Genomic DNA, 15,530 nt, shown 5'->3' with positions numbered 1-15,530 from the left:
CGGCTCGGCGGTCGACGGGGTGCTCGTGGAGAACATCGCCACGACCTCCAAGACCTTCCCCGACTTCGCCGGGGCCTGGACCGACCTGGTGGGGCTCACTCGGGTGGACCAGTGACCAACCGCTACACCGATCACGACCGGGAGCACTACGAGCGCCCCCGTCGGCGCACCCGCCCGCGCACCAAGGACCGCCCGACCTACGACGACGCCGTGTCCGGGGTGGTCGTCACGGTCGACCGAGGGCGGTTCACGCTGCTGATCGACGGCACCACGGTGATGGCGATGAAGTCGCGTCCGCTGGGCCGCAAGGGCGTCGTCGTGGGCGACCGCGTCCGCGTCGTCGGCGACGTGTCCGGGGTCGACGGCTCGCTGGCACGGATCGTGGAGGTCGTCCCTCGCACGACCACGCTTCGCCGTACAGCCGATGACGACGACCCCGTCGAGCGCGTCATCGTCTCCAACGCCGACCAGCTCGTCGTCGTCACCGCGCTGGCCGATCCCGAGCCCCGGCCCCGACTGATCGACCGCGCCCCGGTCGCGGCCTTCGATGCCGGTATGGCGCCGCTCCTGTGCCTCACCAAGGCCGACCTCGCCGACCCGGAGGTGCTGCTGTCGACCTACCGCTCCCCCGGGCGTGCCGTGGGTAGTGACCGAGCGCGGCGGCGACCCGGCCGAGGTGCGCGACCGGTTGCGCGGGCGCACCAGCGTGTTCGTCGGCCACTCGGGCGTCGGCAAGTCCACGCTGGTCAACGCGCTGATCCCCACCGCCAACCGCGACGTCGGCATCGTCAACGCCGTCACCGGGCGCGGGCGGCACACGTCGACGTCGGCCTACATGCTGGAGCTCCCCGGCGGCGACGGCTGGATCATCGACACCCCCGGCATCCGCTCCTTCGGGCTCGCGCACGTGCAGCCGGAAGACCTGATCAGCGCCTTCCCCGACCTCGAGGAGATGACCGAGGACTGCCCACGCGGCTGCTCCCACGGCACCGGCGAGCCCGAGTGCGGCCTCGACGTCGCGGTCGAGGCCGGCGAGGCAGACCCCGACCGGGTCGAGTCGTTCCGGCGGCTGCTCTCCGCGCGTGAGGGCGCGGCGGAGTACTGATCGTCGTAGAAGTTCCCTGACATGTGGTGAAGTCCCCGGATATCCGGGGACTTCCTCACGTGTCAGGTGTTGAAACCCCTGACAGGTGCAGGACTCGCCTGATGGGTGCCCACGCTGGGCTGGGTCGACAGGTCGTACGGCGACAGCCTCACCCGGCCCGCTACCGAACAGTCAGGGGGTTCCGCCCGATCAGAGGCCCCTGACTGTTCGGTAGCGCGAGGAGGCTGGCGAAAGACTGGGCGCGCACGCCGGGATGCCGGCGCACTGGGCCGACGCGGCTAGCCCCAAACAGCCCGCGCGCCGGAGTCGCCGGCCGGGAAGACCAGCACCAACAGGCCGATCGAGGCCGACGACGAGCAGCGCCATCGCGAGCCAGCCGATGACGCCACGCGACTCACGCGCACCCCGACCCGAGGCCGGGGCGGACGGACCGCCCAGTGCCCGGGCGGCGAGGGGCCGCGTCGACGACGAACGTCGCCGCCCAGATGCGCAGCAGCCGGCCCCGCTCCTCGTGGTCGGCGACCAGCGGCTCCAGCTCCGGGCGGGAGTCGAGCAGCGACTCGCCGGCCGCGACGGCGACGATCGCGGTGGCGGCGACGACGAGCGACAGTGCGACGAGCGGCCAGCGCAGCAGCCATCGCCACGCCGGGACGAAGGCGTAGGCGAGCCCGGTCAGCGCTGCGAGCGGGCCGAAGATGACGACCGCGTGCACCACCAGCGGGTGCAGGGGAACACCGTTGATCTCCATGGGAGCACGCTAGACCCGAACACTGGGAATAGCCTGTGGACCATGCCCATCACCGGCCCCACCGACTACACCGATGACCTGCGCCTCGCGCACGTGCTGGCTGACGACGCCGACTCGCTGACGATGTCGCGGTTCAAGGCGCTCGACCTGCACGTGATGAGCAAGCCCGACCTGAGTCCCGTGACGGACGCCGACCCGGGCGGTGGAGGAGGGCATCCGCCGTACGCTCTCGCGGGCCCGGTCCCGGGACGCGGTGCTCGGCGAGGAGACCGGCTCCACCGGCCACAGCCAGCGCCAGTGGATCATCGACCCGATCGACGGCACCAAGAACTTCGTCCGCGGTGTCCCCGTCTGGGCCACGCTGATCGCGCTCGCGGTCGACGGCGAGGTCGTCATGGGCGTCGTGTCGGCCCCCGCGCTGCAACGACGCTGGTGGGCGGTGAAGGGCGGCGGCGCCTGGACCGGCCGGTCGCTGATGAAGGCCACGAAGTGCGAGGTCTCCGACGTGCGGCGCTTGGAGGACGCATCCCTGTCCTACAGCTCGCTGTCCGGCTGGGACCAGCGCGACCGGCTCCGGGACTTCGTCTCGCTCACCCGCCGTTGCTGGCGCACCCGGGCGTACGGCGACTTCTGGTCCTACATGCTCCCGGCCGAGGGCACGGTCGACCCGGCGGCGGAGCCCGAGCTCGAGCTCTACGACATGGCCGCGCTCGACGTGATCGTGCGCGAGGCCGGCGGCCGGTTCACGGCCCCGGACGGGACCGACGGTCCCTACGGCGGCAACGCGATCGCCTCCAACGGCCACCTGCACGACGCGGCCCTGTCTTTCCTCGGCTCGATGCCGCACGACGCGGACGACCCGGACTCGCGCCCGAGCGGTGCGGGTTCGGTGCACGACCTGCGCGCGAGATCGCCCCTGTCGCCCAGCGACGCAAATGACTAGCGTGGCTGTGACACACCACCCGCGGAGGTAGCCATGCGCATCAACGACGTGATCAAGGCCAAGTCGAGCCACGACGTCATCACCATCAGCCCTGAGGCCAGCGTGCGGGAGCTGGTCACCTTGCTCGCCGAGCACAACGTCGGCGCCCTCATCGTCAGCGTCGACGGCGAGACCGTCGACGGGATCGTCAGCGAGCGTGACGTCGTACGCCGCCTGCACGAGCGCAGCGACATCCTCGACGCGCTCGTCAGCGAGATCATGACCACCACCGTGCGCACCTGCGAGGGCAGCGAGGCGCTGACCGAGCTCATGCAGGTGATGACCGAGCACCGCATCCGGCACGTGCCCGTCCTGACCGACGGCAAGCTGACCGGCATCATCAGCATCGGCGACGTGGTGAAGAATCGCATCGGCGAGCTCGAGTTCGAGCGCGACCAGCTGGACAACTACGTCCACCAGACCTGAAAGGCCTCACCATGCAGAAGCCCGACGTCGACCCGCACATGGGAGACGCTCCCGCCGACCCGGGAGGTCACCGACCTCATCGAGGGTGACGGCGCGGGAGGCAACCGCCGGATCGACCGTGTCGGTCCACTACGTCGGTGTCGCCCACTCGACGGGCGAGGAGTTCGACGCGTCCTACAACCGTGGCGACGCGCTCAACTTCCGCCTCGGCATCGGCCGAGTCATCCGGGGCTGGGACACCGGCGTGCAGGGCATGAAGGTCGGCGGCCGTCGTCGCCTCGTCATCCCCCGCACCCGGGGTACGGCGACCGCGGAGCCGGCGGCGCCATCAAGCCCGGCGAGACGCTGATCTTCGTCGTCGACCTGCTCAAGGTCAGCTGACCGGTCGACCGAGCGCTACCGGGGGGACGTCGATCTCGGCGTCCCCTGACGCGACTCTGGCCGACTGTCCGGCCAGCGTCACCACGTCGCCCGCGACGAGCTGGCGCCCCTCCGGGTCTCCACCTCGCCGTTGACGCTCACCGGCCGTCGGCCAGCAGCGGCTTGGCGTCGGAGCCGGAGTCGATCAGGTTGGCGAGCTTGAGGAACTGCCCGAGGCGGATCTTCTCGTCCTTGATGGGCACGTCCACCGCATCAGAGCTCATGCGTGTACTCGCTTCGCTCCGTGCGCGCACGAGGCACAGGACGCACAGTGCTGATTGACTCGCTCGCTTCGCTCGCTCATGGGGTCAGTGAACCAGCAGGCTGATCGCGTGGATCAGCACGCCCACGAGTCCGCCGACGATCGTGCCGTTGATCCGGATGAACTGCAGGTCGCGGCCCACGTGCAGCTCGATCCGGCGCGCGGCCTCCTTGCCGTCCCATCGCTCGATGGTGTGGGTGATGACGGCGGTCAGCTCGGCGCCGTACCGCGAGAGACGGCGAAGACGGCGACGTCGGCCGCCGTCTTGTCCAGCTTGTCGCGCAGTGGGGCGTCGGTGCGCAGTCGCTCGGCGAAGGCGCTGAGCTCGAGGAGCATCCGCTGCCGCACGGCCCCGTGCGGGTCGCGGACCGAGCTCAGCAGGGCGGAGCGCATCGCCTTCCACAGCGAGATGGCGGTGGTGACGACCTGCGGGTGGTCGAGCAGCCGCTCCTTGAACCGCTCGGCGCGCTCCTGCGTCTGCGGGTTGGTCAGCAGGTCCCGGCCGAGCTGGCTGAGCATCGAGTCGATCGCGTCGCGGGCGTGGTGGTCGGGGTTGTCGCGGATGTCGGCGATCCAGCGGATCGCCTCGAGGTGGAGGCGCTGGGTGACGGCCTCGTTGAGCCGCGGCGGCGCCCACCACGGGGCGCGCTCGCTGAGCACGTCGGTGAAGGTCTCGCCGTTGTGCACCAGCCAGCGGTGCAGCTCCTCGAGGGCGAGGTCGATGACGCCGTGGTGCAGGTCGTCGCGGACCGCTTCGGTGACCGGGCTGCCGAGGATCGGCGAGATCGGCTCCTCGCGGAAGCGCGGCACGAAGGCGTCGTTGACGAGGTCGGCGATGTGGTCGTCGCGGATCTTGTCGAGCGCGATGGCGGCGACGTCGGACACCTCGTCGACCACGCGCCGGGCGTTGGCCGGGTCGGAGAGCCAGTCTCCAACCCGCGCCGAGATCTGCGCGGCGCCGGTGCGGTCGCGGATGATGTCCTCCCCGGAGGAAGTTCTCCCCCACGAACTCCTCCAGCCCCTTGCCGAGCTCGTCCTTGCGCTTGGGGATCAGGGCGGTGTGCGGGATCGGCAGGCCGAGCGGGTGCTTGAAGAGCGCGGTCACCGCGAACCAGTCGGCGATGGCGCCGACCATCGACGCCTCGGCGCCGGCATTGACGAACCCCCACGCCCCGTCGCGGCCCAGCGTGGCGACGTACACGATGGCGGCCAGCACGAGCAGGGAGACCGCGACCGTCCGCATCTGGCGCAGTCCGCGACGGCGCGCCTCGTCGGCCCCCGGGTCGGGCGTGATGATCGAGATGGGTGCGGTGATGGACACGCGGAGATCCTCTCAGGCGGCCCGATACTGTTTCGCGCATGTCGCGCACCATCGTCACCTTCGGAACCTTCGACGTCTTCCACGTCGGCCACCTGCGGGTGCTCGAACGCGCGGCGGCGCTCGGCGACCGGCTGGTCGTGGGCGTCTCCGCCGATGCCCTCAACATCAGGAAGAAGGGGCGCGCCCCCGTCTTCAGCCGGGGCGAGCGGCTGGCGATCGTGTCCGCGCTGCGCGTCGTCGACGAGGTCTTCGTCGAGGAGAGCCTCGAGGCCAAGCGCGACTACTCGGTCACGCACGGCGCCGACGTGCTGGTGATGGGCGACGACTGGGCCGGCAAGTTCGATGAGTACGCCGACGTGTGCGAGGTCGTCTACCTCCCCCGCACTCCGGCGATCTCCACGACCGCGATCATCGAACACATCGCGGACATGTAGTGAGAAGGGTCGCCGGCCCGGCGCTGGCCCTCGTGGCGGCGGTGCTGCCGTCCACGCAGTCCGTCGCGGACGTCCCGCCCCTGTCCCGCGACCACACGCTCGACCTGCGGGACGCATATGTCGCCCGGGACGCGTTCTCGGCCCGCGGCTCCGCCGTGTCAGCCCGCCCTTCCGATCCCGCCGACGGCTCGGGCGAGTTCTTCTGGGACCCCGCCGCCCCGCGCCCCGGGGTGTGCGGCGCGGCCGTGTGCCTGCACTACGTCACCACCACGTCCGACGCTCCCCCGCTGGCCGCGTCGGACGGCGTGACGCCTGACTGGGTGCGCCGCAACCCGGACGTCACCGAGCTCGCGCTCACCCGGATGGCGGAGCTGGGCTACCCCGGCGTCCCGTCGGACTCCGGGCGCGGCGACTCGGCCCAGTTCGACGTCTACCTCGCCGACATCGGTCGCGCCGGGCTCTACGGCTACTGCGCACCGGAGGCGCCGGTGCTGGGCGCCCCCGGCCACGCGTCGTCCTACTGCGTCTTCGACAACGACTTCGCCGGCTTCCCGATGCCGGCCGACGAGAGCCTGCGGGTCACCGCGGCCCACGAGCTCTTCCACGCGGTGCAGTTCGGCATGGACGTGCATGAGGACCGCTGGTTCCTCGAGTCGAGCGCCACCCGGATGGAGGAGCAGGTCGCCGACGACGTCGACGACAACCGGCAATATCTTTCCGCCGGCCAGCTCGGGCGCCGCACCGTCCCCCTCGACCACGCCGCCGCGGACCTCGGCATCTACGGCAACTGGATCTTCTTCCAGTTCCTCGAGCAGCGGTACGGCGTCGACGCGATCCGGCAGATCTGGGACCGCGCCGACGCGGGACCGGGCCGTCGCGACGACTTCTCGATCGAGGCCGTGCGCCACTTCGTCGAGAGCCGGGGCGGCACGTTCTCGTCGGTGTATGCGGCCTTCGTGCGCGCCAATCTCAGCCCCCACCGTGGCTACGACGAGGGCAGCGCCTACCGTGCGGCGAAGCTCGACGACTCGGTCCGCACGGGGGCCACGTCACTCGTCCCGGCGTGACCGGCGCATCGGCGTACCGCATCTGACGTCGCGGGCGATCGCCTTCCGACCGCGCGCTTCCCTGCGCGGGGCAGCGAAGCTGCGCGTGTCCGTGTCGGCGACGCGCGGCAGCGGAGCCGCGGCTTCTGCACAGGTCTTCATGACGTCCGGCAAGGTCGCGAACCTGCCGATCAGGCTGAAGCGCGGCGAGGGCAGCCGCGTCGTGAAGTTCGCCGGCTCCCGGGTTCGTCGCGTGGTGGTCGTGCTGGCCAACGCGTCTACCCGCTACGACTGCGGGGAGCGCACGCAGTTCGCCTGTCAGGGCGTCCCGCGCGACGACGCCCAGCGGTTCGGCCTGACGGCGACTGTGGTCCGCGCCCAGCGCTGACGTAGCCTCGATCGCGGTCATCGACGAAGGGGATTGTGTGCGTAGGTCAACCGTGCTTGCCGTGGTGGTGGGGGCTCTGCTGTCCACTTCCTTGCCTACGGCGGCTGCCGACCCCACTCCGCTTCCGGCCGACCCCAACGCCCGGGTCGCGCTCACCGCGCTCGACACCGCGGGCCGCGTGCTCGCCGGCGACGCGCTCTCCAGCGACCCGTCCGCCACCCTCCGCTGCGCGACCTGTGGGTGGCCCGGCCGGACCTCACCGGCTCGGAGGCACTCGAGGCGTCCTCGCTGCTCGCCCGGCCCACGGACGGGGCCGACGACCCGTTCGCCAACGGCTACACCGTGCCGTCCTCGAGCCAGTGCGGTGACCACGTGTGCGTGCACTACGTGCCGACGACCGCCGACGCTCCCCCGAGCCTCGACTGGGTCGCGCTCACGCTGACCACGATGGAGAACGTCTACGAGCGCGAGGTCAACCAGCTCGGCTTCCGTCCCCCGCGCAAGGACGGGAACAAGGGCGGCGACGGCAAGCTCGACGTCTACCTCAAGGACCTCGGCACCGGGCTCTACGGCTACTGCGCGGCGGAGTTCCGCAAGAAGGCCCGCACGGCGAGCGGCTTCTGCGTGCTCGACAACGACTACGCCGCCGCCCAGTTCCCCGACCAGACCCCCGAGAACAACCTCGCGGTGACCGCAGCGCACGAGTTCTTCCACGCCGTGCAGTACTCCTACGACTACAACGAGGACCCGTGGATGCTCGAGTCCACGGCCACCCGGATGGAGGAGCAGGTCGCCGACAGCATCAACGACAACCGGCAGTACCTCCAGTACAGCCAGCTCCGGAGCGGCCTACGTCTCCCTCGACGCGTTCAGCTCGACCTACGGCTTCCAGTACGGCAACTGGATCTTCTGGGAATACCTCACCTCGCGCTACAGCACCGGACTGGTGAAGAAGGCCCGGGAGGCCGCGGGCAGCCTGCGACGCGACGGCCGGCGCTACTCCATCGAGGCCATCCGGTCGGTGCTGCGCAAGAAGAGGTCGTCCCTGACCGATGTGTACGCCGACTTCGCGGCCGCCAACGTGACGCCGAGCCGCTCCTACGCCGAGGCGCCCGGGGTGCCGGAGTTCGCCGACCCGAAGGTCAAGTCGGACGTGACGCTGTCGCGGGCCTCGAAGTCGGACGTCGTCCGCGCCGGGCTCGACCACCTGTCCGCCGACGCGATCCACGTGCGGCCCGGCGGTGACCCGGGTGGCAGGAAGTGGAAGCTGCGCGTCAGCGTGCAGGCCCCACCTCGCGCTGCCCCGGAAGGGCGCCTGCTGGTCCACAAGCACGACGGAACGGTCGGGACGCGGGCGCTCTCCTTCGATCGGCGTGGCCGCGCTCGTGCTCTCGTGCCATTCAGCTCGGCTGCGATCGCGGCGATCTCCGTGTCGTTCGCGAACGTCTCCACGCGCTTCCGCTGTGGCAAGGACACCGACTTCGCATGTCACGGCAAGGCGCGTGACGACGACCAGAAGTTTGTGGTCACCACCCGGGCGCTGAAGAAGCGCTGACGCATCCCCGGATGAGGTGATGACTCGGCTCGGGATCCGGCCTACGGTCGGAGCATGAGGTCGCCGTGAAGGTCGTTCTGGCGTCGTTGCCGGCGTTCGGTCATCTCTATCCCCCGGTTCCGCTGGCCCTTGCGCTCGAGCGGGCGGGGGCGACGGTCGCGTTCGCGACCGGCGAGGAGTTCGCGAGTCGATTGCCTGCGCGAACCGTCCCCGGTGCCGAGGCGTCGTGGGCCTTCTCCGACGCCACGTCGGAGATCGGGCGACGCGTCCAACAGATGGGCGACGCCGTGTCGGACGAGGGTCTCGGACAGGCACTGTTCGTCGAGCTCTGCGCGCCGCACGTCGTGGACGTCATGACCGGGGTGCTGGAACGAGAACGACCCGACCTCGTCATCTTCGAGCAGAGCAATGTCGGTGCCGCCATGGCTGCCCACCGGACCGGTGTCCGGGCCTTCTGCCCGGGCATCGTCGGTTGGGGCAGCCAGTGGTCGACGATCTACGACACGGTGGCGTCCTTGGTCCGGGCGCCCGACGCCGGCGCGTTGGCCGAAGGGCTGATCGACCCGCACCCGCACTTCCCGGCCGACGTCGACGCCACACCACCGTTTCCGGTGATGGCGATGCGACCCACGGCCCGGTCCCCGGACCGTCCGGTGCCGCCGTGGCTGCTCGGAAACCGGGCGGGTCCCGCGGGCCTACCTGACCATGGGGACGGTCTTCGGCAACGCGGAGCAGCTCCGTGCGGCGGCACTCGAGATCGCCGGCTCGGGATGTGAGGTCCCTGGTCGCGACGGGGCCCGGGACGGAGCCGAGCTCCCTCGGTGCCATGCCGCCCACGGTGCACGTCGAGCAGGAGGTTCCTCAGGCGCACGTCCTGCCGCACGTCGACCTCGTCGTGCACCACGGAGGAACCGGCACCGTGATCGGTGCCCCGGCCCATGGCCTGCCGCAGGTCGTGATGCCGCAGGGCGCCGACCAGTTCTGGAACGCGGACCACCTCGCCGCGGAAGGCGCCTGCCGCATCGTGCCCCCGGGCGCCCCGCCCGGATCGATCGCCGCGGCCGTCACGTCGTTGACCGAGCAGCACGCCCCGGAACGAGAAGCGGCACGGCGACTGGGAGGCATCATCGCGGCGATGCCCAGCCCCGACGACGTGGCAGAAGCAGTCTTGACCGGGCGGTCAATCAAGGCGCATGCTGAAGCTGGATGATCCGTCGTACGGCGACGGGTCCGGATGTGAAGGAGAGGATCAGTCATGCAGAAGTGGACGCGATGGCAGGCCCGGGTGGCGTTGGCGGCTGGCGCCTATGCGGCGTTGTCACCCCTCTGGACCCAGACGAACGAGACTGCGACGTGGACGTTGGTGGCCCCGGGTGTCGTGACCGCGGCGATCGCGCTGTGGTCGTTGGCCATGTCGGAGGATCGCATCTCGGAATATGCGCTCATGCTGATGGGCGTGCTGTTCATCGCCTCACCGTGGGTGATGGGCTTCGAGCGCCTCGACGACATGGCCCTGACGGCGTGGATCGTCGGTGCGGTCACCGTGGTCGCCGGCGTTCTGGGCATGCCCCGGGTCGAGAACAGGATGCACATGCACCACGGACCGATTGCGCACTAGGCCACCTGTGAGGACCGATGGCCGCTGACCGCCGTACCCGCATCCTGAATGCGGCCGAAGAGCTCTTCGCCGTCGACGGCTTCGACGGCACGCCGACGGCGCGTGTCGCCGAGGCCGCCAAGGTGCCGAAGGGGCTGGTGTTCTACTACTTCCCACGCAAGATCGACCTGCTGTTGACGCTGTTGCAGGAGCGGCTGCCGACACCGACGAAGGACACCCTCGCTGGTGTCGTACGGCGGGGCGACCCGGCCGGGTCCTTGCTGGCCATGCACCGGCGGCTCGGGATGGAGGACCACGACTCGCTGGTGCTGCGAACGATCATCTTCCGCGAGAGCGGCACTCACCCGGAGGTGCGCGACCACCTGCGCCAGCTGCGTCGTTCGCTCGTCGAGCTCACCGAGGAGGCGCTGGACCGGGCCGTCGAGTGGACCGTGGCGAAGACGCTGCGCCGCCGGGCGGCCGAGACGTTCGTCTCCGTCATGCTCGACCACGCCAACGCGCGCAGGTCGGGAGGCGCGCTGCCGGACGTGCAGGGGGCGGCCACCGTGGTGGGGTTGGCGGTGGCGGCCCCGGGCCCGGCGTGATCGGGCGTCTTCACCCGGGAGCCGGGGTTGGATCTTCAGGCGCAGTCGTCACACAGATCGACGGCCGGTGAGGACCGCTCTGGACGCGTGCTGCACGAGGAAACAGCCTGTGCAGGTGAACTCGTCGGTCTGCTTCGGCACGACCTCGATGGACAGGGTCTCGTCGGAGAGATCCGCGCCGGGAAGCTCGTAGGACTCGGCCAGCTCGGTCTCGTCCTCGTCGATCTTTCCGGACGTCTTGTCCTGCTCGCCCAACGTCAGGCGTCGCGCCTCCCGGCTCTCTTCCTTCTGCTCGTCTTCGGTCTTGCGGGATGCGTCGTAGTCGGTGGCCAAGGTGGCGTCCTCTCAGGGCGGAGCGCGAATGGTAGACCGAACTCTCACGCGGCCCGCAATGCCGGCCGATCGAACGGCACAGCGGCGACGTCTTCGGGCTAGTGCGCCGCTGGCGATAACGCTTGGGCACGCGCCTCGTTGGTCGCATCAACGACCCACGACGGAGGTTCACCCGATGCTTCGACCCACTCGGCGTCTCGCGGCGCTCGTCGCCGTACTCACCACCGGCGCCGCCGCTCTCATGGCGCCGGTGTCCGCCGGAGCGAGCCCCGAGCTGACATCGATCGCCGCACCTTCGGTGCCGACGGACGAGGCGGGGCACGGCAAGGTCATCGTGGCCTTCGCCGACGGCGTGGTCCCGGCGGGCACGTTCGGGGCACTGCGCGATCTCGGTGTGGAGCGGGCGATCGAGCTGCCGTCCATCGGAGCCGTGGCGGTGACGGCGGACCTCCCGCTCGTCAGCCTTCTCAGCACCCTCCCGGGCGTCATCGCGGTGGAGCCGCAGCGGCGCCCGGTGTCACACCTCTACGCCTCGAAGGAGCAGATCAACGCGATTGGCGTCGATCAGCCGTCGACGTACACCACCCGGGTCGGCGGCAAGAAGGTCACCGCGACCCGGCCCGGCGTGACCGGCGAGGGCGTGACCGTGGCCGTGCTCGACTCCGGGATCTTCGCTCCCCACCCCCGACTTCGGTGACCGCGTGGTGAAGGGCCTCAACTTCTCCTACGCCGAGGCGGCCCAGCAGGTCGGCTTCACGGCGGACCAGTGGGATGCGTATGCCGAGTCGACCGGCACCCCGGCGCCCGGGACGAGATCGGTCACGGCACCCATGTCGCCAGCACGGTGGGCGGCGACGGCAGCCTCTCCGCCTCGCAGGGCGGTCCGGACCTCGCCGGCGTCGCTCCGGGCGTCGACTTCATCTCGATGCGGGTCGCGACCCCGGGCTTCGGCATCGTCGACGACCTCGACTGGGAGGAGGCTGCGCTGGCGGCCTTCGACTGGACCATCCGGCACCGCGAGGAGTTCGGCATCGACATCACCCAGAACTCCCGGGGCCTGCTCCCGACCGAGCCGAACTGCCTCGGACTGGACTGCGGCGAGCCGACCGACTTCGACGCGATGTCGCAGATGATCGGGTCGGTGGTCGACAGCGGCATCCACGTCGTCTTCTCCGCCGGCAACGACGGGCCAGAGCCCGGCACGATCGGCGGCTACCACGACCCCGCCAACGGAGCCGTCCTCGTCGGCGCCGCCTGCAAGTCCGTGGACTCGTCCGGTTGCGTGCCCGGCCGGGAGATCACGGGCTTCTCCAGCCGAGGAGCGGCAGACGGCACCGGCCCGCAGGTCGACGTGGTGGCACCCGGCGACACGATCATGGCCGCCCTGTCCCCCTCCGTGCTCGCCCCGCTGACCGAGTGCGCCGAGATCCAGCAGCCCGGCTACTTCTGCATCTCCGGGACGTCGATGTCGTCCCCACACGTCTCCGGCGTGTTGGCACTGATGCTCCGGGCGAACCCTGAACGCAACACCGGCCCGGGCGAAGCAGTGCCTGCTCTCGACAGCCGTCGACATGATGACCCCGGGCTTCGACATCCACTCCGGGCTCGGCATGGTCGACACCAAGGCCGCGCTCACCTGTGTCCACGCGCTGACGTTGAGCAAGAAGACGCGCTGAACGGATGCGGGCCGCGTGACCATGGACGAGGGCGGCCGATCGGTCCTACCGTGACTGAATGACCGACCCCGCCGAGCTGAGCGACCCGCACTGTCCGACCTGCGGCCAGCCGCTCCGGCACGGCGGCCACCTCCAACCTGACAACGCCACACTGGTGATGGCCTCAGGCAACGCCGGCATCACTTTCGAGACTCAAGGGCGCTGCGAGAACGAGGCATGCGCTGACTTCGGCAGTGAGTTCGCGCCCGAAGAATGGCTTGAGCCAACCAGCGGCGAGTAGGGGCGACCCTCAGGCGTCGGAAGGACGCACGCGATTCGCGTGCGGCACTGGCTGAAGATTTGGAGCGGGAGCAGTCGACGACATCGCTACCTCCAGACACCGGGCCGGGGGCTGGTGCGAGGATGCGTGGATGAGTTGGGGAGATGTCTGGGTCAACGGGGACAAGGTCCGACCCTGGGATGGACGCCACCGGCCCACGTGCGCCGTGGATCCCGGCCGGCGTCATCTCATCGGAGGAGCGGACGTTCGTCGAGGCGGTGCAACTGCTGCGGAGGACCCGCGGTGCGCACTCCCGATCCGTCGAGTTCGACCTCCAGGTCACCTCGTCCGCCGTGAGCAAGGAGCGCTCCGGCACCGGGAAGGCCGTCGTCGGCTTCGAGCCGGACGGGTTGTGGCTCGCGGTGGACGTGACCCCGACGGGGAGCCTCGTGGAGGAGGCTCGCTTCGTGGTGTTCACGCAGCGCGTGCACGTCGTCGCCGGGACTCGGCGGGCCGCCGAGCGCGGTACGGCGGGACGCCCGCGGGCGACCATCCCGCTTCGCGCTCGCGCGCGATCCCGCGAGAGCGCCCTCGAGTGGGGTCACCGGGCGACTCGGGACTGATCGACCGAGTCGGCGGTGAGGTGGCCGACTTGGCGCCTTGGGCCCGGGTAGCCACCGAGACGTGCGGCACCGACTGGCCACCCTCGTAGTTGCGGTGCAGCTCCGCGCCGGTGGCCGCGAGAGCGGTGACGATTCGCCACTGTCGCAATGCCACATCGGCCGCGATTGCCGGCGCGAGCGCAGCCCGGCCGCGCGGGAACGCGAGCGTGCCGTGAAACTACATCATGAAGGGCTCGGCAGCCGGAAGCGCGGCGAGCGCATGCTGCACACGATCCGAGTCCCAGCTACGCAGCACTAAATAGGACAAGTGCGGGTGGTGGCGGCCATGCGTGTGGGTTGCCAGCGTGGCGACTTCCGCATCCTCCAGCCGCGACCACAGCTCCCGTATAATGAGGTCCGACCGGGCGTCGAAGAGCAAGCAGACGGCGAGCGCCACTCACCCAGCATCGTCCCTCCACGGTGCTGAAGGAACCCCGCCCATGCATCCCGACGACGCACTGCGCGGGCAGCTAGCCCGATGACCTACGAACAGCCCCACAGACGTGGCACCTACCAGATGCTTGGCGTAGACGCTGCTGCGCTGATCAGCGGACGTTCTCGCATCGGGCCTGAAGAGAACCGGTGGACGGGTGAAGCCCCCGGTCCTATCGTGGCTTCCGGGGCCGGGAGGTCTCATGCTGAAATCGCCTTTCGCCCATCGGGTCGGAATGACTGTGACCGTCCTGCTGATCAGCGCCTGCGGTGCTGACTCACCAGAGCCATCGAGCACGGAGACCGGGCCCGGGACACCTAGCGGATCGGAATCGGAGGCTGGGTCGCACCTGCCGCAGATCGAAGTCCCGGTCGAGGCGGATGCGACGGTCGAGGGCCTGATCGACGTCAATGGCCACGCCATCTACGCCCGCTGCAGCGGCACCGGCACCGGCAATCCCACCGTCGTCTACTTCGCAGGGTGGGCGCCGGATCAGAGCAAACTCGGCGTAGACACGATCCGGGCTGTCGAGGCCGCCGATGACGGTCGTCACCGGATCTGCTCCTACGAGCGCCGCAACACCGGACGAAGCGAAACGGTGGACGGTACTCAGTCGCCGGAGGAAATAGTCGCCGATGCCGACGGCGTACTCGAAGCCATTGGGGAGGACGGTCCCTTCGTCTTGCTCGGAGCGTCCTTCGGTGGCCCGGTCGCCGGCGCCTACGCCGTGGCGCACCCCGACCGGGTCACCGCGATTCTCCTGCTCGACTCCTCCATCCCAGACGACTACATCATCGACCGGCGCCACGGATTCGCGGGCATGTGCCTCAGAGCGAACCGTGAGGCCGACGCCCGAGACTCCTTGGAGAAGATCGACAACTGCCAGCTCGCGCAGTGGGCATACGACCGCCGAGCTGAGGAACCGGAGGTGCCGCTGATCTACACGGCAGCCGCGGATCCATCCGATCGGGGGGACGTTACGGATGACTCCCTCAGGAAGGCGTTCGTCCGACGTTGGTCACCGGGCATCTGGAAGCCTGTCAGCGCACCTCACTGGATGGACGAAGCCGAGCCGAATCTGGTGGTCAGGAACCTCGAACACGTCATCGCCCCCGGCGGGCTGAAGGCTCCGCTGCTGCGCCGTGGAGCCATTGGGCTCATTCTCAAATCAGGGCATGCAGGGTGCAACTCCACCCGGTGGTCCGTGCTGACGCGTACACCGTTCATCAGGCCGATCCGATATACGCATGCGCCTGTGGCGGCGATATGACGCACGTT

Annotated in this window: 20 protein-coding genes and 5 pseudogenes; 18 read left to right on the top strand and 7 right to left on the bottom strand. The window is 69.9% G+C overall.

Going from position 1 to position 15,530, the window contains the following annotated elements; all coding sequences use genetic code 11:
• Positions 1–111 precede the first annotated feature (111 nt).
• Positions 112–1,105, top strand: a pseudogene (gene rsgA / locus LP418_RS20135) (ribosome small subunit-dependent GTPase A).
• 394 nt (positions 1,106–1,499) lie between these two features.
• On the opposite strand, the gene LP418_RS20130 reads toward rsgA, so the two are convergent.
• A complete protein-coding gene (locus tag LP418_RS20130; RefSeq protein WP_257953401.1) occupies positions 1,500–1,853 on the bottom strand; it encodes a DUF2231 domain-containing protein in 354 nt (117 codons plus the stop codon).
• Positions 1,854–1,895: 42 nt separating this feature from the next.
• Here LP418_RS20130 and LP418_RS20125 point away from each other — a divergent pair.
• The 3 genes and pseudogenes from LP418_RS20125 (at position 1,896) to LP418_RS20115 (ending at position 3,642) form a co-directional block, all read left to right on the top strand.
• Positions 1,896–2,796, top strand: a pseudogene (locus LP418_RS20125) (inositol monophosphatase family protein).
• 33 nt (positions 2,797–2,829) lie between these two features.
• Positions 2,830–3,261, top strand: a complete 432-nt coding sequence (locus LP418_RS20120; RefSeq protein ID WP_257953400.1) for a CBS domain-containing protein — start codon at positions 2,830–2,832, stop codon at positions 3,259–3,261.
• 38 nt (positions 3,262–3,299) lie between these two features.
• Positions 3,300–3,642, top strand: a pseudogene (locus tag LP418_RS20115) (FKBP-type peptidyl-prolyl cis-trans isomerase).
• Between the two features lie 137 nt (positions 3,643–3,779).
• Here LP418_RS20115 and LP418_RS33980 read toward each other — a convergent pair.
• The 4 genes and pseudogenes from LP418_RS33980 to LP418_RS20095 all read right to left on the bottom strand — a co-directional run.
• Complete coding sequence (locus LP418_RS33980; RefSeq protein WP_442939965.1) at positions 3,780–3,905, bottom strand: RNA-binding S4 domain-containing protein; 126 nt, start codon at positions 3,903–3,905, stop codon at positions 3,780–3,782.
• A gap of 84 nt (positions 3,906–3,989) precedes the next feature.
• Positions 3,990–4,346 carry a DUF445 family protein gene (locus LP418_RS31245; RefSeq protein ID WP_336276108.1) on the bottom strand — a complete coding sequence of 119 codons (357 nt, stop codon included), beginning with the start codon at positions 4,344–4,346 and terminating at the stop codon, positions 3,990–3,992.
• Positions 4,286–4,891, bottom strand: a pseudogene (locus LP418_RS20100) (DUF445 family protein); the annotation flags it as partial. The gene LP418_RS31245 and the pseudogene LP418_RS20100, both read right to left, overlap by 61 nt.
• Positions 4,892–4,940: 49 nt before the next feature.
• Positions 4,941–5,078, bottom strand: a pseudogene (locus tag LP418_RS20095) (DUF445 family protein); the annotation flags it as partial.
• Between the two features lie 224 nt (positions 5,079–5,302).
• Here LP418_RS20095 and LP418_RS20090 point away from each other — a divergent pair.
• The 9 genes from LP418_RS20090 to LP418_RS20050 all read left to right on the top strand — a co-directional run bounded on the left by LP418_RS20090 (position 5,303) and on the right by LP418_RS20050 (position 10,889).
• Positions 5,303–5,698: an adenylyltransferase/cytidyltransferase family protein gene (locus LP418_RS20090; RefSeq protein ID WP_257953399.1), complete on the top strand. Its 396-nt coding sequence runs from the start codon at positions 5,303–5,305 to the stop codon at positions 5,696–5,698.
• Positions 5,698–6,765, top strand: a complete 1,068-nt coding sequence (locus tag LP418_RS20085; protein ID WP_257953398.1) for an MXAN_6640 family putative metalloprotease — start codon at positions 5,698–5,700, stop codon at positions 6,763–6,765. The genes LP418_RS20090 and LP418_RS20085 overlap by 1 nt, the downstream gene beginning before the upstream one ends.
• Positions 6,766–6,850: 85 nt before the next feature.
• Positions 6,851–7,132, top strand: a complete 282-nt coding sequence (locus LP418_RS20080) for a hypothetical protein (RefSeq protein WP_257953397.1) — start codon at positions 6,851–6,853, stop codon at positions 7,130–7,132.
• A 240-nt stretch (positions 7,133–7,372) separates the two neighbouring features.
• A complete protein-coding gene (locus tag LP418_RS20075) occupies positions 7,373–8,377 on the top strand; it encodes an MXAN_6640 family putative metalloprotease (RefSeq protein ID WP_257953396.1) in 1,005 nt (334 codons plus the stop codon).
• Complete coding sequence (locus tag LP418_RS20070; RefSeq protein ID WP_257953395.1) at positions 8,361–8,687, top strand: hypothetical protein; 327 nt, start codon at positions 8,361–8,363, stop codon at positions 8,685–8,687. Before LP418_RS20075 ends, LP418_RS20070 begins: the two co-directional genes overlap by 17 nt.
• A 65-nt stretch (positions 8,688–8,752) precedes the next feature.
• Positions 8,753–9,463: a hypothetical protein gene (locus LP418_RS20065; protein WP_257953394.1), complete on the top strand. Its 711-nt coding sequence runs from the start codon at positions 8,753–8,755 to the stop codon at positions 9,461–9,463.
• A complete protein-coding gene (locus tag LP418_RS20060) occupies positions 9,427–9,897 on the top strand; it encodes a glycosyltransferase (protein ID WP_336275772.1) in 471 nt (156 codons plus the stop codon). Before LP418_RS20065 ends, LP418_RS20060 begins: the two co-directional genes overlap by 37 nt.
• Before the next feature lie 45 nt (positions 9,898–9,942).
• On the top strand, positions 9,943–10,305 hold the full coding sequence (locus LP418_RS20055) for an SPW repeat domain-containing protein (protein WP_257953392.1): 363 nt from the start codon (positions 9,943–9,945) through the stop codon (positions 10,303–10,305).
• 17 nt (positions 10,306–10,322) lie between these two features.
• Positions 10,323–10,889 (top strand): TetR/AcrR family transcriptional regulator, encoded by a 567-nt coding sequence (locus LP418_RS20050; protein WP_257953391.1) that lies wholly within the window; start codon positions 10,323–10,325, stop codon positions 10,887–10,889.
• A 48-nt stretch (positions 10,890–10,937) separates the two neighbouring features.
• Here the strand turns inward: LP418_RS20050 and LP418_RS20045 are convergent, their stop codons facing one another.
• The gene (locus LP418_RS20045) at positions 10,938–11,222 is read right to left on the bottom strand and encodes a DUF4193 domain-containing protein (protein ID WP_257953390.1); all 285 of its coding nucleotides are present in this window, start codon (positions 11,220–11,222) and stop codon (positions 10,938–10,940) included.
• Positions 11,223–11,397: 175 nt separating this feature from the next.
• On the opposite strand from LP418_RS20045, the gene LP418_RS20040 reads away from it, so the two are divergent.
• The 4 genes from LP418_RS20040 to LP418_RS20025 all read left to right on the top strand — a co-directional run bounded on the left by LP418_RS20040 (position 11,398) and on the right by LP418_RS20025 (position 13,780).
• A complete protein-coding gene (locus LP418_RS20040; protein WP_257953389.1) occupies positions 11,398–11,919 on the top strand; it encodes a hypothetical protein in 522 nt (173 codons plus the stop codon).
• Between the two features lie 147 nt (positions 11,920–12,066).
• Complete coding sequence (locus tag LP418_RS20035) at positions 12,067–12,960, top strand: S8 family serine peptidase (RefSeq protein ID WP_257953388.1); 894 nt, start codon at positions 12,067–12,069, stop codon at positions 12,958–12,960.
• Positions 12,957–13,178, top strand: coding sequence for a hypothetical protein (locus LP418_RS20030; protein ID WP_257953387.1), 222 nt, complete (start codon positions 12,957–12,959; stop codon positions 13,176–13,178). Before LP418_RS20035 ends, LP418_RS20030 begins: the two co-directional genes overlap by 4 nt.
• A 179-nt stretch (positions 13,179–13,357) precedes the next feature.
• On the top strand, positions 13,358–13,780 hold the full coding sequence (locus tag LP418_RS20025; RefSeq protein ID WP_257953386.1) for a hypothetical protein: 423 nt from the start codon (positions 13,358–13,360) through the stop codon (positions 13,778–13,780).
• Positions 13,781–13,997: 217 nt separating this feature from the next.
• Here LP418_RS20025 and LP418_RS20020 read toward each other — a convergent pair whose 3' ends face one another.
• Positions 13,998–14,216: a hypothetical protein gene (locus tag LP418_RS20020; RefSeq protein ID WP_257953385.1), complete on the bottom strand. Its 219-nt coding sequence runs from the start codon at positions 14,214–14,216 to the stop codon at positions 13,998–14,000.
• A 277-nt stretch (positions 14,217–14,493) separates the two neighbouring features.
• On the opposite strand from LP418_RS20020, the gene LP418_RS20015 reads away from it, so the two are divergent.
• Entirely contained in the window at positions 14,494–15,522 is a 1,029-nt protein-coding gene (locus LP418_RS20015; RefSeq protein WP_257953384.1) for an alpha/beta fold hydrolase, read from the top strand.
• The last annotated feature ends 8 nt before the right edge of the window (positions 15,523–15,530 follow it).

Origin of the sequence: Nocardioides sp. B-3, from assembly GCF_024703895.1 — a bacterium.
Taxonomy (GTDB): Bacteria; Actinomycetota; Actinomycetes; order Propionibacteriales; family Nocardioidaceae; genus Nocardioides.
Note: the sequence above shows the minus strand (reverse complement) of the source record. Positions and strands in the feature narration are given on the sequence as shown.